The 18,719-nt window shown below is 63.0% G+C and carries 21 protein-coding genes; 16 read left to right on the top strand and 5 right to left on the bottom strand.

Annotated features, from left to right (window positions below):
* The first annotated feature begins 24 nt into the window (after positions 1-24).
* The 9 genes from BM136_RS17555 to bfr all read left to right on the top strand — a co-directional run bounded on the left by BM136_RS17555 (position 25) and on the right by bfr (position 8,352).
* Positions 25-363 (top strand): P-II family nitrogen regulator, encoded by a 339-nt coding sequence (locus tag BM136_RS17555; RefSeq protein WP_027678364.1) that lies wholly within the window; start codon positions 25-27, stop codon positions 361-363.
* Between the two features lie 30 nt (positions 364-393).
* Positions 394-1,941, top strand: a complete 1,548-nt coding sequence (locus tag BM136_RS17550; RefSeq protein WP_092973500.1) for an ammonium transporter — start codon at positions 394-396, stop codon at positions 1,939-1,941.
* A 367-nt stretch (positions 1,942-2,308) separates the two neighbouring features.
* Positions 2,309-3,604 carry a glutamate--cysteine ligase gene (gene gshA, locus BM136_RS17545; protein WP_092973498.1) on the top strand — a complete coding sequence of 432 codons (1,296 nt, stop codon included), beginning with the start codon at positions 2,309-2,311 and terminating at the stop codon, positions 3,602-3,604.
* Between the two features lie 31 nt (positions 3,605-3,635).
* Positions 3,636-4,607 carry a glutathione synthase gene (gene gshB, locus BM136_RS17540; RefSeq protein WP_092973496.1) on the top strand — a complete coding sequence of 324 codons (972 nt, stop codon included), beginning with the start codon at positions 3,636-3,638 and terminating at the stop codon, positions 4,605-4,607.
* Positions 4,608-4,726: 119 nt separating this feature from the next.
* Positions 4,727-5,182 (top strand): PTS sugar transporter subunit IIA, encoded by a 456-nt coding sequence (locus tag BM136_RS17535; RefSeq protein ID WP_027678360.1) that lies wholly within the window; start codon positions 4,727-4,729, stop codon positions 5,180-5,182.
* On the top strand, positions 5,151-5,420 hold the full coding sequence (locus BM136_RS17530; RefSeq protein ID WP_004637085.1) for an HPr family phosphocarrier protein: 270 nt from the start codon (positions 5,151-5,153) through the stop codon (positions 5,418-5,420). Before BM136_RS17535 ends, BM136_RS17530 begins: the two co-directional genes overlap by 32 nt.
* A 46-nt stretch (positions 5,421-5,466) precedes the next feature.
* Positions 5,467-7,218 (top strand): phosphoenolpyruvate--protein phosphotransferase, encoded by a 1,752-nt coding sequence (gene ptsP, locus BM136_RS17525; protein ID WP_092973494.1) that lies wholly within the window; start codon positions 5,467-5,469, stop codon positions 7,216-7,218.
* A gap of 228 nt (positions 7,219-7,446) precedes the next feature.
* Positions 7,447-7,722 carry a (2Fe-2S)-binding protein gene (locus tag BM136_RS17520; RefSeq protein ID WP_092973492.1) on the top strand — a complete coding sequence of 92 codons (276 nt, stop codon included), beginning with the start codon at positions 7,447-7,449 and terminating at the stop codon, positions 7,720-7,722.
* A gap of 150 nt (positions 7,723-7,872) precedes the next feature.
* The gene (gene bfr / locus BM136_RS17515) at positions 7,873-8,352 is read left to right on the top strand and encodes a bacterioferritin (protein WP_004637092.1); all 480 of its coding nucleotides are present in this window, start codon (positions 7,873-7,875) and stop codon (positions 8,350-8,352) included.
* Positions 8,353-8,418: 66 nt separating this feature from the next.
* On the opposite strand, the gene BM136_RS17510 is transcribed toward bfr, so the two are convergent.
* The 3 genes from BM136_RS17510 to gpmA all read right to left on the bottom strand — a co-directional run bounded on the left by BM136_RS17510 (position 8,419) and on the right by gpmA (position 11,719).
* Positions 8,419-9,168 (bottom strand): HesA/MoeB/ThiF family protein, encoded by a 750-nt coding sequence (locus BM136_RS17510; protein ID WP_092973490.1) that lies wholly within the window; start codon positions 9,166-9,168, stop codon positions 8,419-8,421.
* A gap of 69 nt (positions 9,169-9,237) precedes the next feature.
* Complete coding sequence (locus tag BM136_RS17505; protein ID WP_092973488.1) at positions 9,238-10,854, bottom strand: S41 family peptidase; 1,617 nt, start codon at positions 10,852-10,854, stop codon at positions 9,238-9,240.
* Positions 10,855-10,972: 118 nt separating this feature from the next.
* Complete coding sequence (gpmA, locus tag BM136_RS17500) at positions 10,973-11,719, bottom strand: 2,3-diphosphoglycerate-dependent phosphoglycerate mutase (RefSeq protein ID WP_024976760.1); 747 nt, start codon at positions 11,717-11,719, stop codon at positions 10,973-10,975.
* Between the two features lie 174 nt (positions 11,720-11,893).
* Here gpmA and BM136_RS17495 point away from each other — a divergent pair, with 174 nt between their 5' ends.
* The 4 genes from BM136_RS17495 to BM136_RS17480 all read left to right on the top strand — a co-directional run bounded on the left by BM136_RS17495 (position 11,894) and on the right by BM136_RS17480 (position 14,408).
* Positions 11,894-12,316 (top strand): rhodanese-like domain-containing protein, encoded by a 423-nt coding sequence (locus BM136_RS17495; RefSeq protein ID WP_092973487.1) that lies wholly within the window; start codon positions 11,894-11,896, stop codon positions 12,314-12,316.
* Positions 12,317-12,334: 18 nt separating this feature from the next.
* Positions 12,335-12,592: a glutaredoxin 3 gene (gene grxC, locus BM136_RS17490; protein ID WP_004633497.1), complete on the top strand. Its 258-nt coding sequence runs from the start codon at positions 12,335-12,337 to the stop codon at positions 12,590-12,592.
* Between the two features lie 173 nt (positions 12,593-12,765).
* Positions 12,766-13,284: a protein-export chaperone SecB gene (gene secB, locus BM136_RS17485; protein ID WP_024973710.1), complete on the top strand. Its 519-nt coding sequence runs from the start codon at positions 12,766-12,768 to the stop codon at positions 13,282-13,284.
* 107 nt (positions 13,285-13,391) lie between these two features.
* Positions 13,392-14,408, top strand: coding sequence for an NAD(P)H-dependent glycerol-3-phosphate dehydrogenase (locus tag BM136_RS17480; RefSeq protein WP_092973779.1), 1,017 nt, complete (start codon positions 13,392-13,394; stop codon positions 14,406-14,408).
* Between the two features lie 33 nt (positions 14,409-14,441).
* On the opposite strand, the gene trmL is transcribed toward BM136_RS17480, so the two are convergent.
* Positions 14,442-14,912, bottom strand: a complete 471-nt coding sequence (gene trmL, locus BM136_RS17475; RefSeq protein WP_092973485.1) for a tRNA (uridine(34)/cytosine(34)/5-carboxymethylaminomethyluridine(34)-2'-O)-methyltransferase TrmL — start codon at positions 14,910-14,912, stop codon at positions 14,442-14,444.
* 111 nt (positions 14,913-15,023) lie between these two features.
* A complete protein-coding gene (locus BM136_RS17470) occupies positions 15,024-15,746 on the bottom strand; it encodes a ComF family protein (protein WP_092973483.1) in 723 nt (240 codons plus the stop codon).
* 108 nt (positions 15,747-15,854) lie between these two features.
* On the opposite strand from BM136_RS17470, the gene BM136_RS17465 reads away from it, so the two are divergent.
* The 3 genes from BM136_RS17465 (at position 15,855) to coxB (ending at position 18,680) form a co-directional block, all read left to right on the top strand.
* On the top strand, positions 15,855-16,796 hold the full coding sequence (locus BM136_RS17465) for a methyltransferase domain-containing protein (protein WP_092973481.1): 942 nt from the start codon (positions 15,855-15,857) through the stop codon (positions 16,794-16,796).
* 382 nt (positions 16,797-17,178) lie between these two features.
* Entirely contained in the window at positions 17,179-17,295 is a 117-nt protein-coding gene (locus BM136_RS25705) for a DUF2244 domain-containing protein (protein ID WP_302848169.1), read from the top strand.
* Positions 17,296-17,423: 128 nt separating this feature from the next.
* Entirely contained in the window at positions 17,424-18,680 is a 1,257-nt protein-coding gene (gene coxB, locus BM136_RS17455; RefSeq protein ID WP_092973477.1) for a cytochrome c oxidase subunit II, read from the top strand.
* Positions 18,681-18,719 lie beyond the last annotated feature (39 nt).

Raw genomic sequence — 18,719 nt, 5'->3', positions numbered from 1 at the left:
GCCGCCGACCGAGGAGCAACCAGCATGAAACTCATCATGGCCATCATCAAGCCGTTCAAGCTCGACGAGGTCCGCGAGGCATTGTCCGAAGTCGGTGTGTCGGGCATTACCGTCACGGAAGTCAAAGGCTTCGGACGCCAGAAAGGTCATACCGAGCTTTACCGCGGCGCGGAGTACATCGTCGACTTCCTGCCTAAAGTGAAGATCGAAGTGGCCGTGCCCGACGACGTGGTCGAACGCGCCGTCGAGGCCATCGAAAAATCTGCGCGCACCGGCAAGATTGGCGACGGCAAGATCTTCGTGGCCGAGGTCGAACAAGTCATCCGCATCCGCACCGGTGAGACCGGCGGCGACGCCCTATAAGCCCCAATCCGCCAAGGAAGAGGTCAAAACATGAAAACCTGGTTCACACGATTCCTGACGGCTGGGGCCGTCGCTGCCGTGCTCGCAGGCGCCGTAGTGTCGGCGCCGGCCGTTGCACAGGACAAGCCGGCGGCTGAAGCTTCGGCGCCGGCTGCCGCGGCTGCCGCTTCCGAGCCGGCCGCTGCCGCACCGGCTGCCGCTGCCCCGGCTTCAGCGCCTGCCGCCGCCGCTGCTCCGGCTGCCGCTGCGCCCGCCGCCGCTACGCCCGTCCCCAACAAGGGCGACACGGCGTGGCTGCTGATCTCCACAGCCTTCGTCATTCTGATGACGCTGCCGGGTCTGGCGCTGTTCTACGGCGGCCTGGTGCGCAAGAAGAACATGCTGTCGGTGTTGATGCAGTGCATGGGCATCTTCTCGCTCATCATCATCCTGTGGGCTGTCTACGGCTACAGCTTCGCGTTCACTGAAGGCAACGCTTTCTTCGGCGGGCTTGATCGTCTGTTCCTCAAGGGGCTGACGCCGGATTCGGTCGCTGCCACCTTCAGCAAGGGCGTGGTGGTGCCGGAATACGCGTACTTCGCTTTCCAGGGCGCGTTTGCGGCGATTACGTGCGCGCTGATCATCGGCGCCTTCGCCGAACGTGCGAAGTTCTCGGCTGTCCTGCTGTTCGTGGTGCTGTGGTTCACCTTCAGCTACCTGCCGATCGCGCACATGGTCTGGTTTTGGCCGGGTCCGGACGGCTTTACCGACGCCAAGGCGGCCGAGGTGATGACTGCTAAGTCGGGCTGGCTGTTCCAGAAGGGCGCGCTGGACTTTGCGGGCGGTACCGTGGTGCACATCAACGCAGCCGTGGCGGGTCTGGTGGGTGCCTTCCTGTTCGGCAAGCGCATCGGTTTTGGCCGTGAGGCGCTCAAGCCGCACAGCCTGACGCTGACGATGGTCGGTGCCTCGCTGCTGTGGTTCGGCTGGTTCGGCTTCAACGCCGGTTCGGCCCTGGAAGCCAACGGCAGCGCCGCGCTGGCCTTCGTCAACACGCTGCTGGCAACCGCTGCGGCCGTGCTGTCGTGGAGCTTCGGCGAGTGGTTCGGCAAGAGCAAGCCGTCGATGCTGGGTGCTGCATCCGGCGCCGTGGCTGGCCTTGTGGCCATCACGCCGGCTGCCGGCTTTGTCGGCCCGATGGGTTCGATCGCGCTCGGTCTCATCGCCGGCCTGCTGTGCCTGTGGGGTGTGAACGGCCTCAAGCGCATGCTGGGCATGGACGACACGCTGGACGTGTTCGGCGTGCACGGCGTGGGCGGTATCCTCGGCGCGCTGCTGACCGGCGTGTTCGCGGCACCGAGCCTCGGCGGCACCGGCATCTACGACTATGTCGCCAACAAGGTTGCAGATGATTACTCGATCGGCGGCCAGCTGTGGATCCAGTTCCAGGGCGTGGTGACCACGGTCATCTGGTCCGCAGTGGTGGCGTTCATTTCGTACAAGATCGTCGATGCCATTGTTGGCCTGCGCGTGCCGGAAGAAGAGGAGCGCGAGGGTCTGGACATCACGTCCCACGGCGAAACCGCCTACGAAGACTGATCCGCTCACTCACCTTGCAAAAGACCCGGCTGCGCGCCGGGTCTTTTGTTCCGGCGCCCCTGAGCCGGACGTCCTTAACTCCGATGTAAAAAACCTTCAATTGCCTCTCGTTATGCGGACGCTTACATTGCAGACGTGGTTTCCTCCACCTGCAGAACGCTCCCCGTATCTGTCAGGCTATTCCCCAAGCGCGGCAGCCCCGCGCTTTTTTTTGTCCGCCTTTTTTGTGTGGCTTGCTGCACCGCCGCACTTCGCCTCTTGCGAATCCTCTTTCCTGACCGCATATCGATAGCCCGCTGTCGTCTGCAAGCTATTGCCTGTTCCTCTACAATCGGAGCGGGCGATAAATAACATCAATAGGAAGGGTATGGTTCCGCACTTGATCACCGCGCTGAACGGGCCGCTGCTCGAGCTCGAGCAGAAGATTCTTGACGCCACGCCCGCCATCGAACGCTGGTTCCGCCTGGAGTGGCAGGAACACACGCCGCCGTTCTACTGTTCTGTCGATTTGCGCAACGCCGGCTTCAAGCTGGCGCCGGTCGACACGAATCTGTTCCCGGGCGGCTTCAACAACCTTGCGCCCGAGATGCTGCCGCTGGCCGTGCAGGCCGCCATGGCCGCCATCGAAAAGATTTGCCCGGACGCCAAGAACCTCTTGCTGATCCCCGAGCGCCACACGCGCAACATGTTCTACCTGCAGAACGTCGCGCGCCTGTCCCAGATCATGCGTCAAGCCGGCTTGAATGTGCGTCTGGGTTCTCTCTCTGAGGACATCACCGAGCCGACGCCGATCGATTTGCCGGATGGGCAGCGCCTCGTTGTCGAGCCGATCAAGCGCATCGGTACCAAAGGCCGTCGCCTGGGCATGGAAGACTTCGATCCGTGCTCGATCCTGCTGAACAACGATCTGTCAGCCGGCGTGCCGCCCATCCTCCAGAACATCAACGAGCAGTATCTGCTGCCGCCGCTACATGCCGGCTGGTCGCAGCGTCGCAAGACCAACCACTTTGCCGCCTACGACGAAGTGGCCAAGAAGTTTGCCAAGCTGATCGACATCGACCCGTGGATGGTCAACCCGTACTTCACCAAATGCAGCGGGCTGGACTTTCATGAGCGGGCCGGTGAGGAAGAATTGGCCCACGCCGTGGAAACGGTGCTCAAGAAAACCGCCAAGAAGTACAAGGAATACGGCGTGACCGAGACCCCATACGTGGTGGTCAAGGCCGACGCCGGCACCTATGGCATGGGCGTGATGACGGTGCGCGATCCCTCCGAGGTCAAGGGCCTCAACCGGAAGGAGCGCAACAAGATGAGCGTGGTCAAGGAGGGCCTCGAGGTCTCCGAAGTGATTGTGCAGGAAGGCGTGCACACCTTCGAGAAGATCAACGAGGCGGTGGCCGAGCCGGTCGTCTACATGATCGACCGCTATGTCGTGGGCGGTTTCTACCGGGTTCACACGGGCCGCGGCGTGGACGAGAATCTCAACGCGCCGGGCATGCATTTCGTGCCGCTGCCGTTTGCGTCGAATTCGCTGCCGGACAGCCATGCCAAGCCGGGCGCCGGCGAGCCTAACCGCTTCTATATGTACGGTGTGGTGGCGCGCTTGGCGCTGCTGGCTGCATCGCTCGAGCTTGAGAAGACCGACCCGAACCCGCTGATCTGATCGGCCATAAAACGCTGTAGAAGGAACCGCCATGCGCATCCTGTTCATCGTCGATCCGCTGTCGACGTTCAAGACCTACAAGGATTCCACCTTCGCGATGATGCGCGAGGCGGCGGCGCGCGGCTATGCCATCTACACGTGCTTGCAGTCACAGCTCACGCTGGCGAACAACGTCGTCGAAACCGTGGCCACACCGATCGCCTTGACCGGCGACGAGCACGACTGGTATCGCGCCGGCGATGCGCGCCTGCTACCGCTCACCGGCTTTGACGCGGTGCTGATGCGCAAGGATCCGCCGTTCGACATGGAGTACGTCACCAGCACATGGTTGCTGGAGATTGCCGAGCGTCAGGGCGCACGCGTGTTCAACAAGCCGCAGGCGATTCGTGACCACTCGGAGAAACTCGCCATCGCGCAGTTCCGCGAGTTCACCGTGCCGACCATCGTGTCGCGCGATGCCAAGCGCCTGCGCGAATTCCACGCCGAGCAGGGCGACGTCATCTTCAAGCCGCTCGACGGCATGGGCGGTGCGGGCATCTTCCGTGTGGGGCCGGACGGCATGAACCTCGGGGCGGTCATCGAATCGCTCACCGACAACGGCGCACGCACGATCATGGCTCAGCAGTACATTCCTGCGATCCGCGAGGGCGACAAACGCATTCTCCTGATCGGCGGTTCGCCGGTGCCGCATTCATTGGCACGCGTGCCGATGGCCGGCGAGGTCCGCGGCAATCTGGCGGCTGGCGGGACGGGCAAGGCTCAGCCGCTGTCCGAGCGTGATCAGGTGATTGCGCATGCACTTGCGCCCGTGCTCTGGCAACGCGGTCTGCTGCTTGTCGGTCTGGACGTCATTGGGGATTACCTCACCGAGGTCAACGTCACCAGCCCGACGTGCTTCCAGGAAATCACCCAGCAGACGGGCTTCAATGTGGCCGGAATGTTCATCGATGCACTCGAGCGCGCCGCAGGCAAGAACAGCGGACTGGGGCGCAAGCCCGCCTGATTTGGCGGAATGGCCCCTCTGCCGAGGGTCCTCCACAAGGGGGAGGTTCGGCACACGGCCGCACAATTGCGCCAAATGGCCCTGATACAATCAGCGTTATACCGATTCGCTTTTCGATCATGGCAGGGATTCTGATCATCGCTCATGCGCCGCTGGCCAGCGCACTGCGCGATTGCGCTGCACACGTCTATTGCGGTCAGCCCGAGCGGCTGGGCGCAATCGATGTCCTGCCCGATGCCGAGCCGGCTGCCGTGCTGGCTCAGGCGCGCGACAAGCTCGCCGAACTCATTGAAGCCAACGGCGCACTGGTGTTGACCGACATCTTCGGGGCCACGCCCGCCAATATCGCCTCGCGCCTGGCCGATCCGGGCCGTGTGCGCGTGCTGGCCGGCGTAAACCTGCCGATGCTCGTGCGCGCCATCTGCTATCGCTCCGAAAAACTCGAACAACTTGCCGCCAAGGCTCTGGCCGGCGGCGCGCAAGGCGTACTGCAGGTCGGCTCGACAGCCGTTCAGAACCAGGTTGCCAATCATCCAGACAAATATGCTGCAGAGGGATATCACCATCATCAATAAGCTCGGGCTGCATGCCCGCGCCTCCGCCAAACTCACGCAGCTCGCCAGCAAGTTCGACAGCCAGATCAAGATGTCGCGCAACGGCCGTCAGGTCGACGCCAAGAGCATCATGGGCGTGATGATGCTGGCCGCGGGCATCGGCTCCACCGTCACGCTGGAGATCGACGGCCCCGACGAGCACGATGCCATGGATGGTCTCGTCGCGCTCATCAATGACCGCTTCGGCGAAGGCGAATAACCCCTCCCAGCCGCACCCCACTTCAACGCCGCTCCGGCCAGCGTCTATGCCTTTTACCCTGCACGGTATTCCGGTCTCGCGCGGCATCTCCATCGGCCGCGCTCACATGCTGGCGCGCGCGGCGCTCGATGTGTCGCATTACCTGGTCGACGAAGACAAGGTCGACGCTGAGGTCGAGCGTTTGCGCAGTGCCCGCGCTACCGTGCGTGCCGAGTTGGCTGCGCTCAAGCGTGATCTGCCCACCGATGTGCCCGAAGAGATGGGCGCCTTCCTTGATGTGCACGCGATGATTTTGGATGACGCGTTGCTCTCGCAGGTGCCGGAGACGTTGATTCACCAGCGGCGTTACAACGCAGAGTGGGCGCTCACAACGCAGCTTGAAGAACTGATCCGCCAGTTCGGCGAAATCGAAGACGAATACCTGCGCGAGCGAAAGGCCGACATCGAGCAGGTGGTCGAACGCATTCTGAAGGTGCTGGCCGGCGCGCCCGCGTTGGCGCCTGCGCCGGTGGCGGTCGGTTGCGATCCGGATGCTGGGATGATCGTCGTGGCGCACGATATTGCGCCGGCCGACATGCTGCAGTTCCGGGGCCAAACCTTCGCTGGCTTCGTGACCGACCTGGGCGGTCGCACCTCGCACACCGCCATCGTGGCGCGTAGCCTCGATATCCCGGCGGCCGTGGGTGTTCATAACGCCAGCACGCTGATTCGCCAGGACGACATCGTCGTCATTGATGGCGACAACGGCATCGTCATCGTCGATCCGAGCGCGTCCATTCTCGAGGAATACCGCCACCGCCGCAGCGAAGGCGAATTGCAAAAAAAGCGCCTCGAACGCCTGCGCCATACACCCACCGTCACGCTCGACGGTACGCAAATCGATCTGCACGCAAACATCGAAATGCCGGAAGATGCGGCCGCGGCCGTCAAAGCCGGTGCCGTGGGCGTGGGCCTGTTCCGCTCCGAGTTCCTGTTCATGAACCGTCGCGGTGCGCTGCCCGACGAGGAAGAGCAGTTTCGCGCGTACCGCACCGCCGTTGAATCGATGATGGGCCTGCCCGTCACGATCCGGACCATCGACATCGGGGCTGACAAGCCGCTGGACATCCGCGACGACGTGTTCGAGACCGCACCGAATCCGGCGCTTGGTTTGCGCGCGATCCGCTGGTCGCTCTCGGAGCCGGCAATGTTCCTGACGCAGTTGCGCGCGCTGCTGCGGGCGTCTGCGTTTGGGCCCATCAAGATTCTTGTGCCGATGCTTGCGCACGCCCGCGAGATCGACCAAACGCTTGAGTTGCTGGCACGCGCCAAGGCCTCGCTCGACGCCGATGGCGTGGCCTACGACCCGACCATCAAGGTCGGCGCCATGATCGAGATTCCGGCCGCCGTGCTGATCCTGCCGGTGTTCCTACGCCGCATGGATTTCCTCTCGATCGGCACGAACGATCTGATTCAGTACACGCTCGCTATCGACCGCGCCGACAACGCGGTTGCGCATCTGTACGACCCGCTGCACCCGGCGGTGCTGCAATTGATCGCGCGCACCATTCGCGAAGGGCATCAGGCAGGCAAGCCGGTTTCAGTGTGCGGCGAGATGGCGGGGGACGCTTCCATGACGCGCCTGCTGCTGGGTATGGGCCTGACCGAATTCTCGATGCATCCGTCGCAGTTGCTGAGCGTTAAGCAGCAGATCCTGCGCTCGGACCGCCCTCGCCTGATGCGCGAAGCGGACCGCCTGCTGCACGCCTGCGAGCCAGCCGAAATCGAGGAAGCGCTGGGCGCGCTCGCACGGGCCTGAGTCGCGCGTCCTCAAAGCGCCGGCCGTATCCAGTGTCGCGCCGGCGCATCGCTTTCCTAAGGTGTGGCTTCCATAAGTGATTGAAATTTCACCTCTTTCTCTGAAAAGACGGCTTGCGTACACCTGCATGACCCTCCGCTCAGAATGGGGTAGAACAAGAATTGTTCTCATTTCGATTCTCTGTTATTCTGGTTTTACAGCGTGTTCCGAGCGCTGCGGAGGAATCCCGTGTACGTCTGCATCTGCAACCAAGTGACCGACCGCGAAATCCATGGCGCCGCCCGTCTGGGCGTGTCGACGATGGACGAACTCGCCGAAACGCTCGGCGTGGGCACCTGCTGCGGACAATGCCGGGACTGCGCCAAGCAGGTGCTTGCCGAAGCGGTGAGTTGCGTCCCCGTCGACCAGATTTTGGGCCGTGCCAGCACGCATGCCATAATCGAGCGTCGCGACGAGCCCGTTGCCAATGATCAGGCCATTTTGCCTGGAGCATTGGCTGCCTGATTCCCCCCGTCTTTTCCTGTCGCCGCGAATTGCCGCCCAGGCGTTAAGCCTCGGCGGCATTTGTTGCTTGCTGGTCAGGCAAAGGGCTCGCCTTGAACGGACGCGTGCGTGCGTCCATCACCGCAGTTGCACTTTGCTGGAGCCCCAAGAATGAAAGGCGATAAGAAGGTCATCCAATATCTGAACGCCCAGCTCAAGAATGAGCTGACCGCCATCAACCAGTATTTCCTCCACGCGCGCATGTACGGCCACTGGGGGCTCAAGCGCATCGGGGACCACGAGTACAAGGAGTCGATCGGCGAGATGAAGCATGCCGATCGCCTGATCGAGCGGATCCTGATGCTCGACGGCCTGCCTAACCTGCAGGACCTGGGCAAGATCTTCATCGGCCAGGACACGAAAGAGATCATCGAGTGCGACCTGAAGCTGGAGCGCGCCGCACACGGCACCGTGGTCGAGGGCATCGCTTACTGCGAATCGGTGAAGGACTACGTCAGCCGCGAAATTCTGGTCGACATCCTGGACGACACCGAAGAGCACATCGACTGGCTGGAAACGCAACTCGAGCTGATCGACAAGGTCGGCATCCAGAACTACCTGCAATCGCAGATGGAGCCCGAGGGCGAGTAAGTCTCGTCAGGCGACAAAAAAAGAAGGAGGCCTCGGCCTCCTTTTTGTTGCGCGGTTTCGGGCGTCTCAGTGCGCTCCGCCGCAGACCGGGCATGACCGCTGGCGCGCGATGCGCATCGTCGTCCATTCCATCGATAGACCATCGAGCATCAACAGGCGACCGGCAAGCGATTGACCGATACCCGCGATCAGCTTCAGCGCCTCAGCAGCCTGCACCGTACCTACCATGCCCACCAGCGGCGAGAACACGCCCATCGTTGCGCACGCGACCTCGGGCGCGGGCTCGTCGGGCGGGAACAGGCACGCGTAGCAGGGGCCGCCGTCGCGGCTGTCAAACACGCTGATCTGCCCGTCAAAACGGATGGCGGCGCCCGACACCAGCGGCACCCTAGCCCGCACGCAGGCAAGGTTGGTGGCCTGGCGAGTGCCGAAGTTATCGGAGCAGTCCAGCACTACGCTTACGCCTTGAAGCAGCGCGCCAATGGCATCGGCATCGAGCCGGCGCTGTAATGCATTCACGCGCACGTCCGGATTCAGTCGGGCAATGGCCGCCTGGGCCGATCCCACCTTCGGTTGTCCGACCGATTCCGTGGTGTGGATGATCTGGCGCTGCAGATTGGTCAAGTCCACCGTGTCGTCGTCGACGATGGTGAGCGTGCCCACGCCGGCCGCAGCCAGATAGGGCAGGGCCGCAGCGCCAAGCCCGCCCGCACCGATGACGAGTACATGGCTCTCAAGCAGGCGCGTCTGCCCCTCGATGCCGATTTCGTCGAGCAGGATATGGCGTGAGTACCGCAGCAGTTGATCGTCGTTCATGGTGGTGCAATGAAAAAGGCCGTGCAGTGCACGGCCTCGTAAGTTTGCCAGTGTTTGCCGGCCCGTGTCTTAACGGGCCCCGGTGGGCTCCGGTGCAGGCTGCACGCCGCTGGCCGGGACATTGGGTTTCGGAGCTGCCGGCTCGGAGGCCGGTGCCGCCTTGCCCTTCGGCAGCTTGGCCGGGGCGCTCGATTCCTTGGCCGCCGACGACTTCACCGCCTTGTCCGGCACCGCGGCAGCGGCCGCTTCCAACACCGACTTCGAGCGCTTGACCGGCTGACCCTTCAGGTCGGCGATGGCCTGTTGCAGCATGAAGTCTTCAGCCGAACCGAACTCGATCGGCTTCTTGTTGCGCTCCTTCTCGCGCTGCTCGGGCGTCTTCTTGGCGTTTTCCTCTTCCAGACGACGCAACTCTTCAACGCGGCGCTTTTCGCGCTCCGTCATCTCGGCTTCTTCCGATTCCTGCTTGTTATGCAGGTGGCGTTCGGTGTCGATTTCGCGCGTGATCAGCGCGTCGTCCGGGTCGCCGTCCGGGTTCTGGTCAACCGGAATATCCGGGCGGATGCCCTTCGCCTGGATCGACTTGCCCGAGGGCGTGTAGTAGTACGCGATGGTCAGCTTGATGCCAGTGTCGTTCGACAGCGGACGTACGGTCTGCACCGAGCCCTTGCCGAACGTCGTCTTGCCCATCGTCTTGGCGCGGTGATGATCCTGCAGCGCACCAGCCACGATTTCAGAGGCCGAAGCCGTGTAGGCGTTAGTCAGCACGATGATCGGCACGGTCTTGAACTCGGGGTCCAGGCCGACCAGCGGATCGGAGTCGAAGTTGCTCAAGCGGTAGTTGGCGAAGGTCGCCTTGTACGTGCGCTTGGCATCCGGCACTTGGCCGTTCGTCGATACCACCGTCACGTCCGGCGGCAGGAACGCAGCCGACACGCCAACCGCAGCTTGCAGCACGCCACCGCCGTTGTTGCGCAGATCCAGGATCACACCCTTGAGGTGCGCGTCCTGTTTGGCCAGGTCATTGAGCTTCTTGGCCAGGTCCGGAACGGTGCGTTCCTGGAAGCTCGTGATGCGCACCCACGCGATGCCGTTGTCCAGCATCTTGGCCTTGACCGACTGCACCTGGATCTCGGCGCGTGTGATGGTCAGCGGGAACGTGCGCTCTTCCTTCTTGCGGTAGATCGTGAGCGTGACCTTGGTACCCGGCGCGCCGCGCATGCGTTTGACGGCTTGCTCCAGCGGCATGCCACGCACGGGCTTATCGTCGATACGGGTGATCAGGTCGCCCGGCTGCACGCCGGCGCGGAACGCCGGAGTGTCTTCGATTGGGTTGATGACCTTGACCAGGCCTTCTTCCTGCGAGATCTCGATGCCCAGACCGGCGAAGCGGCCCTGGGTCCCTTCCTGCAGTTCCTGGAAGTCCTTCTTGTCCAGATAGGCCGAATGCGGGTCGAGGCTGGCGACCATGCCCTTGATGGCTTCGGTCAGCAGCTTGTCGTCATCCACCGGCTCGACATATTCACGCTTGATCTGGCCAAAGATGTCCGCCATGAGCCTGAGCTTCTCCAGCGGGAGCGGGCCGACCGTCGCGTTTTGCGCAGTGGCGGAGAGCTGGAGCGTCGCCAGAACCCCGGTGACGAGGCCGATGGCGATCAAGCTGATGTTCTTGAGCGAAGTTCGCATGTGTCGAGCGTGGACGTGGGAACAGTAGATAAACATGGCCCGGGACGGCTCGCGCACATCCCGGGCTACAGGCTTCGACAGTATAAAGGCGTTGGAGTGCCGTAGCGCCCGTTACGGTTTATTTCGACTTGCCTTGGCTGGCGACCGCCGCGAGCGAAGCGGCAATCGCTTCCTGGTCGCCCAGGTAGTAATGGCGGATCGGCTTGAGGTTGGCGTCCAGCTCATACACAAGTGGCGTGCCGTTGGGGATATTCAGGCCGACGATGTCTGCGTCGGAAATGCCGTCCAGGTACTTCACCAGCGCGCGGATGCTATTGCCGTGCGCGGCGATCACCACGCGCTTGCCGCTCTTGATGGCCGGTGCAATCGATTCATCCCACAGCGGCATCACGCGCGCAACGGTGTCCTTCAGGCATTCGGTCAGGGGCACCTGCTCGCGCGTGAGACCCGCGTAGCGGGGGTTGCCGAAGGCGTCGTTGTCGGCGCCGGGCTCCAGCGCGGGCGGCGGCGTGTCGTAGCTGCGGCGCCATACTAGGACTTGCTCGTCGCCATATTGCGCGGCGGTTTCGGCTTTGTTCAGGCCCGACAGCGCGCCGTAGTGGCGCTCGTTCAGGCGCCACTCATTGCGGGTCGGAATCCACATCAGATCCATTTCGTCCTGTACATGCCAGAGCGTGCGGATCGCGCGCTTGAGCACCGAGGTGTAGGCCAGATCGAACGTGAAGCCGGCTTCGCGCAGCAGTTTGCCGCCTTGGCGGGCCTGAGCGACGCCTGTGTCGGTCAGGTCGACGTCGACCCAGCCGGTGAAGCGGTTCTCCAGATTCCACGTCGATTCGCCGTGGCGGATGAGGACGAGCTTGTGCATGACTGCCATGATGAGAAGTGAGAAAACCTGCGGGCGGCTGCGGCGACGTGTCGTACGTCATCGTGCAGCCGCTGAAACCGACTATTTTATAATGCCGCGGGCATTGGGCCCCCGAATCGTTCGGCTGATGTTCGCCCAGTAGACTTGCCCGACCCATCCCAGGAAACCGATACCGTGAAGTTCTTCGCCGATTACAACAACCTCGCACTGCTTGCCGTCGCCATCGTTTCGGGTCTGCTGCTGCTCTGGGCGCCCATCCAGCGCCGCATCGCGGGCGGCGGCGGTGCCAAGGTGGGTGCTTCGGCGGCCACCCAGCTCATCAATCGCCGCAATGCCGTGGTGGTGGATGTGCGTGAAAGCGGTGAATACGCCGCCGGGCATCTGCCGCAAGCCAAGCACGCGCCGCTCGGGGAACTTGCAGGCAAGGCTGCCGGGCTTGCAAAGAACAAAGAGACCCCCATCATCCTCGTATGCCAGACGGGTCAGCGTGCCGGCCGGGCGCAAGCAGTCCTGAAGCAGGCCGGTTACAGTGAGGTGTATTCGCTCGAGGGCGGATTGGCCGCCTGGCAACAAGCGGGCCTTCCGGTTGTGAAATAAAGATACGAGGTTGAAGTTATGGCGCACGTGGTCATGTACAGCACCACCGTCTGCCCCTATTGTGTGGCAGCGGAACGACTCCTGAAGCAGCGCGGTGTCGAGCAGATCGAAAAGATCCTGATCGATCGCGAACCCGGCAAGCGCGAAGAGATGATGACGCGTACGAATCGCCGCACGGTTCCACAGATTTATATCGACGAGCGCCACATCGGCGGCTTCGATGATCTGTCTGCGCTGGACCGCGAGGGTGGCTTGGTTCCGTTGCTGGCTGCCTGATTCGGCGGCCCGATCTGGCGACCTGCGCACCACACAAAAACGCCCGGCTTAGACCGGGCGTTGTACTTTTGGGCCGGCTCTCATAGCGGGCTCCATTTGGTCATGTACCATACGCGTCTTGCGCGGCGGACGCTTCCGCCAAGCACTGACCACATCCCATTTGAAGGCGAGTCATGAGCGACCAGCAACAGCAGCAACCGGGCCAGGATGGCCAGCCGTTCTTCAACATCCAGCGCGTCTATCTGAAGGACCTGTCGCTGGAACAACCGAACTCGCCGCACATCTTCCTCGAGCAGGAACAGCCGTCTGTGGAAGTGCAGGTGGATGTCGCCGCTTCGCAACTGGCGGAAGGCGTGTTTGAAGTGACTGTCATCGGTACGGTGACGACCAAGGTGCAAGAGAAGGTCGCGTTCCTGGTGGAAGCCAAGCAAGCGGGCATCTTCGACATTCGCAACGTGCCGGCCGAACAGATGGACCCGCTGCTGGGCATCGCCTGCCCGACCATCGTGTACCCGTACCTGCGCTCGAACATTGCCGACACCATCGGCCGTGCGGGCTTCCAGCCGATCCACCTGGCCGAGATCAACTTCCAGGCGCTGTACGAACAACGCCTGGCCGCTGCCATGGAGCAGCAAGGCCAAGCCGGCGGCGCTGGTCTGGTGATGCCGGACGGCTCGAAGGCCACCCACTAAGTACGAGGCGCACTGCGCCAGACGCCCGCGCCAGCCGCACGCTTGCGCGGGCTTTTTTTTGCCCGACCTGTTGCTCGACCTTTGCCTGACCGATGCTGAACACGCGCATGCGAATTTCCGTTTTGGGTGCCGGTGCCTGGGGCACTGCCCTGGCCAGCCACGCCGCGCAATCGCACGACGTCGTGCTGTGGGGGCGTGACGCAAAGCTTGTCACGCAGATGGCCGCCACGCACATCAACGCGCCGTATTTGCCGGGCATGACGCTGCAGGCGTCGTTGCGTTTTTCTGCTGATTTGCAAGCCGCGCTCGACCATGCCGCGGGCGATGATGCGCTCGCCGTCATCGCTTCACCCGTCGCCGGGCTCGCCGACCTGACGCGCACGATTGCGGCACACGGCGGTGTGCGCAACGTGATCTGGCTATGCAAGGGTTTCGACCCTGAGACCAGCGCACTGCCGCACGCCATCGTCGCCGATGTGCTGAAGGCGTCGGGCCGTACCGACCTTGCTGTCGGTGTGCTGTCGGGGCCGAGTTTCGCCAAGGAAGTCGCGCAGGGTTTGCCGTGCGCCATGACCGTCGCCTCCACCAGCGAGGCGCTGTGCAAGCTCACGCAGCGGGGCTTTCACCATCACGCGATGCGCGTGTACGCCAGCGATGACCTTGTCGGCGTGGAAGTCGGCGGCGCCGTGAAGAACGTACTGGCCATTGCGACAGGCGCCGCCGATGGCCTGGGCCTGGGGTTGAACGCGCGTGCCGCACTGGTGACGCGCGGGCTGGCCGAGATGACGCGCCTGGGTTTGGCGCTCGGCGGTCGACCGGAAACCTTCATGGGGCTGACCGGCATGGGCGATCTGCTGTTGACCGCCACCGGCGACCTGTCACGCAATCGCACGGTCGGGATGCAGCTCGCGCAGGGCCGCACGCTGAACGACATCCTCCACAGCCTGGGTCACGTTGCAGAGGGCGTGCGTTGTGCGCGGGCGGTGGCGGCGCTTGCGCGCGCCAAGGGCGTGGATATGCCGATTACCTTTACCGTCTGCGAAGTCCTGTTCGAAGGGCTTCCTGCTGCGAAAGCGGTCGAGCGTCTGCTGCAGCGCGACGCCAAATCCGAATCGGCACGCTAGCCACGTCGCAATCAACGGTGCGTTTGGTCTGAATCAGGCGCCGCCCGCGAACCCGTTCTGCCGCCACGCTTCGAACACCACCACCGCCACCGTGTTCGATAGATTTAGGCTGCGGTTGTCCGGCCGCATCGGCAGGCGAATCCGCTGCGAAGCGGGAAACCACTCGCGCCGCTCTTCCGACAACCCGCGCGTTTCCGATCCGAAGACAAACCAGTCGCCCGGCTGGAACGCCATGCTGGCAAACGGCGTCGAGCCGCGCGTGGTGAGCGCGAACATGCGCGTGGGATCGGGCTGCGCATCGCGCAGAAAGGCGTCCCAATCGGCATGCACGCGCATCGTCGCGTACTCGTGATAGTCGAGCCCCGCGCGGCGCATCCGGGCATCTTCGAGCGGAAAACCCAACGGTTCGATCAGATGCAGCTGGGCGCCCGTGTTGGCGCACAGGCGGATCACATTGCCCGTGTTGGGCGGGATTTCGGGCTCGACAAGGACGACGTTGAACATGATCGGGCGGCAGGAGGAATTTCGGCGGCGAGCTTATCCACATTGGGAAGGGTTGTCACCCCGCCACAGCTTGGCATAAGTGGCGCGACACAATGTCGCATAAGCACGGAATCAGGGCGTGCGCAAGGCGACAACGTTGGTGACGCGGGTGGCGCCGGCGCGTTTGAGTTGCGTGGCGATCTCGCCGAGGGTCGTGCCGGTGGTCATCACATCGTCGACGACGCCGACATGGCGCCCCGCGATGCGCGCAGGTTCGGCGACAACGAATGCACCGTGCAGGTTAGTCAGCCGTTCGGCGCGGTCCAGCATGGCCTGCGCGGGGTTGTCGCGCACACGGTGCAGGGCATTCGCATGACCGGGAATGTCCAACTGGCGCGCCAGCCGGCGGGCAATTTCCCACGCCTGGTTGTAGCCGCGCGAGCGCAGGCGTGCAGGCGAGAGCGGCACCGGCAGCAGCACGTCCGGCAAGTCGCCCGGCGCAGCGGCGAGTGCGTTGCCCAATTGGTGCGCCAACCAAGCCGCCAACGGCAATTGCGCCCGAAATTTCAATCCGGTGACAAGGTGGTCAAGCGGCCAGTCGTAGTCGGCAATGACGATGGTCGCGTCAAAGTCGGGCGCACCGGCTAAACAAGTGCGGCAATGTCGGGCGGCGTGCCGCGCTTCCAGCGCAATGGCGCATTGGATGCAGCGCCGCCTGTGCAACTGCGGCGCCAGATCGCTCGTGCAGCCCGTGCACACCAAGCCGCCCTGCACCGCGCCGCACAGCGCGCAGGCGCACGGCAACAGATGACGCAGGCCGGTGCGAAACCATGCCGATAACGCGTGTTTATGCATGCAAAAAGCCACTATCCAAGCCGATTTGCGGCCGCTGCGCTATCGGACGGCGCCTCAAACTGCGGGCCGGTATACTTGGCAACCGCAGTATTCCGTCCCGCCTTGTCGATGTCTGATCCCGCTCTTGCCCGTCCTGCCGCCTTGCGGCGCGCCTTTGATCGCCGCGCCGCGCGTTTCGCCGACGTGGATTTCCTGCTGCGCGAAGTGGGCAGTCGCATGCAGGACCGGCTGTCCTACATCAAAGCCACGCCTGCGCGTGCGCTGGATTTGGGTTGCGGCCTGGGACAAGGCCTGGCAGTACTGCGCGCGCAATATCCGGACGCGCAGATTTGCGGGATCGACTGGTCGTCCGCCATGCTGGCGCAAGCGCAGAAACTCGATCCGCAGCGCACCGATGCGGGGTGGCTCGGCCGGCTGCTGAAGAAGCGACCGGTCTTTGATTTTGCCCAGGCGGATTTCCGCGCGCTGCCGTTTGCCGACGCGTCATTCGATCTGCTGTGGTCGAACCTAGCGCTGCACTGGGACCCGGCGCCGCACGCGATCTTTCCGGAATGGCACCGCATCACCACGGAAGGCGGCCTACTGATGTTCAGCCTGTTCGGCCCCGACACCTTGCGCGAGCTGCGCAGTGCCTTGGCCGGCATCGACGCGGGTGTCCATACGCTGCGCTTTGTCGATATGCACGACATTGGCGACATGCTGGTGCACAGCCGCTGGTCCACGCCCGTCATGGACATGGAACAGCTCACAATCACCTACGAAACGCCGCAGGCGCTGCTGGCCGATGTGCATTTGCTTGGCGGTATGGCTGGCTTGACGGACGAAGCAGGCCGCGGCCTTGCTGGCGCCGGTCTGCACACGCCGCGCTGGCGCCAGCAGCTATTCGACGCACTGGATGCGCAACGCAATCCCGACGGACTGATACCGCTCACCTTCGAAATCGTTTACGGCCACGCCTGGAAGCTTGCGCCGACCCAGCGGCAGGCGCTGGACGAGGAGGGGAGAGCCATGATTCCGATCGATCAGATCGGCCGCAAACCGCGCGCCTGAGATGTTTTTTAATGCGAAAACGGCATTGGCGCACCTTGTCAAGCCGGGACTTGCATAAAGGCGCTTTACCTTGTTTGGGGTCAATCGCGGCCATATAATGCGCCAGTTTGTCGCAGCAGTCCCCCCAAAGGCCTATCCCGTTTTTTGCCACGGGCGAACCGTTCGGGTATGCATCCGAGGCAGGAGTGGTTCAATGCACGACATTGAAACCGCGCTCCACCCAGCATGCGGCGCGTCCACCATCTCGGAATCGCCGCGCAAGAACTGGCTCATGAAGCGAAACTGCTCGCTTTCAACCCGCCAGATTGGCTGGTCCACCCCCTTGGTTGTCATTCCCCCGTTCGTAATCGCTTGGTTTTCTGTCTGGCAATGCGCGTGATTGGTGTTGCCTGACGCGGGGCTGGAGGTCGCGATTCTCGGATGGGCATTGCTGTACTATGCCCGCCACGCCTCCGATTACGGGCAAGTCTGGCTGGAAGACGGCCGGCTCGTGATCTAGCAGGTGAGCGTCAGGCGGCGCAAGCTTGCGGACGAGCTTTCCCGGTGTTTGGGACACGGGCAACCAACCCAGGTCTCATGAGCCGCGCACCGGGGCAGAGTGGAATCTGTCAATTGGGTAGATAAAAAATGAAAATGTTGAATAAGACATTGGCAAGTTTGCTGGCGGCAGGCTCTCTCCTCGCCCTCAGTCAAACGGCCCTGGCAGTGGAAGACATGCCGGGCGGCCCCGCAGTGCGGCAGCTCAATCTCGCGCCCCCGGTCACCAAGATCGCCGCCGAGATCCATTGGCTGCACTGGATGATGCTGATCATCTGTATCGTGATCTTCATCGGTGTATTCGGGGTGATGTTCTACTCCATTTTCAAGCACCGTAAGTCGGTCGGCCACAAACCGGCGACGTTCCACGAAAGCACCACGGTTGAAATCATCTGGACCATCGTGCCGTTCCTGATCGTGATCGGGATGGCGCTGCCGGCTACCAAGGCTGTGGTCGCAATGAAGGACACCACCAATTCTGACCTCACCATCAAGGCCACCGGCTACCAGTGGAAGTGGGGTTACGACTACCTGAAGGGCGAAGGCGAGGGCATCTCGTTCCTCTCCACGCTGACCACGCCCCGTGACCAGATCAACAACCAGGCGCCCAAGTCGAACACGTACCTGATCGAAGTCGATAATGAACTGGTCGTGCCGGTCAACCGCAAGGTGCGCATCGTCACGACCGCCAACGACGTGATCCATTCGTGGATGATTCCGGCGTTTGGCGTGAAGCAGGATGCGATTCCGGGCTTCGTGCGTGACGCATGGTTCAAGGCTGAGAAGGTCGGCGTGTATCGCGGCCAGTGCGCTGAACTGTGCGGCAAGGAACATGCGTTCATGCCGATCGTCGTGCGCGTGCTTTCGCAGGACGACTACACCAAGTGGGTCGACGGCAAGAAAAAGGAAATGGCCGCCAAGGCCGATGACCCGAACAAGACCTACACGCTTGAAGAGCTGAAGTCGCGCGGCGAGAAGGTCTACACCGCCAACTGCGCGGTCTGCCATCAGCCGAACGGCAAGGGCGGCGGTCCGTTCCCGGCGCTTGATGGTTCGAAGATCGCCAATGGCCCGCTGGCTGACCACGTTGGCATCGTGCTGCACGGCAAGGGCGCCATGCCGCCTTGGGCTTCGGCACTGAACGATGTCGAAATCGCTTCCGTCATCACTTACGAGCGCAACCACTGGGGCAACCACACCGGTGACCTGCTGCAGCCGACGCAAGTGAAGGATGCGCGCGGCGGCAAGATGCCCGAAGGTGGCAGTGCCAAGACCGCTGCAACTGAATCCGCCGGCAAGGTGGCGTCCCAACAAGCGAATGCGGCCGAAGACCGCAACGCTGGCTGATTGATCGTCTGCGTGACGAACCGAACCCTAGGAGTTCCT

Origin of the sequence: Ralstonia sp. NFACC01 (genome assembly GCF_900115545.1) — a bacterium.
GTDB classification, from domain to species: Bacteria; Pseudomonadota; Gammaproteobacteria; order Burkholderiales; family Burkholderiaceae; genus Ralstonia; species Ralstonia mojiangensis.
This window is presented reverse-complemented; position numbering and strand designations above follow the sequence as displayed.

What these genes read in the sequence shown, in the direction of transcription:
- trmL (WP_092973485.1), bottom strand. Translation starts at nt 14,912, where the DNA reads ATGTTCAACGTCGTCCTTGTCGAGCCCGAAATCCCGCCCAACACGGGC.
- BM136_RS17555 (WP_027678364.1), top strand. Translation starts at nt 25, where the DNA reads ATGAAACTCATCATGGCCATCATCAAGCCGTTCAAGCTCGACGAGGTC.
- grxC (WP_004633497.1), top strand. Translation starts at nt 12,335, where the DNA reads ATGGCGCACGTGGTCATGTACAGCACCACCGTCTGCCCCTATTGTGTG.
- BM136_RS17535 (WP_027678360.1), top strand. Translation starts at nt 4,727, where the DNA reads ATGGCAGGGATTCTGATCATCGCTCATGCGCCGCTGGCCAGCGCACTG.
- BM136_RS17530 (WP_004637085.1), top strand. Translation starts at nt 5,151, where the DNA reads ATGCTGCAGAGGGATATCACCATCATCAATAAGCTCGGGCTGCATGCC.
- BM136_RS17505 (WP_092973488.1), bottom strand. Translation starts at nt 10,854, where the DNA reads ATGCGAACTTCGCTCAAGAACATCAGCTTGATCGCCATCGGCCTCGTC.
- BM136_RS17550 (WP_092973500.1), top strand. Translation starts at nt 394, where the DNA reads ATGAAAACCTGGTTCACACGATTCCTGACGGCTGGGGCCGTCGCTGCC.
- ptsP (WP_092973494.1), top strand. Translation starts at nt 5,467, where the DNA reads ATGCCTTTTACCCTGCACGGTATTCCGGTCTCGCGCGGCATCTCCATC.
- BM136_RS17470 (WP_092973483.1), bottom strand. Translation starts at nt 15,746, where the DNA reads ATGCATAAACACGCGTTATCGGCATGGTTTCGCACCGGCCTGCGTCAT.
- gshA (WP_092973498.1), top strand. Translation starts at nt 2,309, where the DNA reads ATGGTTCCGCACTTGATCACCGCGCTGAACGGGCCGCTGCTCGAGCTC.
- gpmA (WP_024976760.1), bottom strand. Translation starts at nt 11,719, where the DNA reads ATGCACAAGCTCGTCCTCATCCGCCACGGCGAATCGACGTGGAATCTG.
- BM136_RS17465 (WP_092973481.1), top strand. Translation starts at nt 15,855, where the DNA reads ATGTCTGATCCCGCTCTTGCCCGTCCTGCCGCCTTGCGGCGCGCCTTT.
- gshB (WP_092973496.1), top strand. Translation starts at nt 3,636, where the DNA reads ATGCGCATCCTGTTCATCGTCGATCCGCTGTCGACGTTCAAGACCTAC.
- secB (WP_024973710.1), top strand. Translation starts at nt 12,766, where the DNA reads ATGAGCGACCAGCAACAGCAGCAACCGGGCCAGGATGGCCAGCCGTTC.
- BM136_RS17480 (WP_092973779.1), top strand. Translation starts at nt 13,392, where the DNA reads ATGCGAATTTCCGTTTTGGGTGCCGGTGCCTGGGGCACTGCCCTGGCC.
- bfr (WP_004637092.1), top strand. Translation starts at nt 7,873, where the DNA reads ATGAAAGGCGATAAGAAGGTCATCCAATATCTGAACGCCCAGCTCAAG.
- coxB (WP_092973477.1), top strand. Translation starts at nt 17,424, where the DNA reads ATGAAAATGTTGAATAAGACATTGGCAAGTTTGCTGGCGGCAGGCTCT.
- BM136_RS17510 (WP_092973490.1), bottom strand. Translation starts at nt 9,168, where the DNA reads ATGAACGACGATCAACTGCTGCGGTACTCACGCCATATCCTGCTCGAC.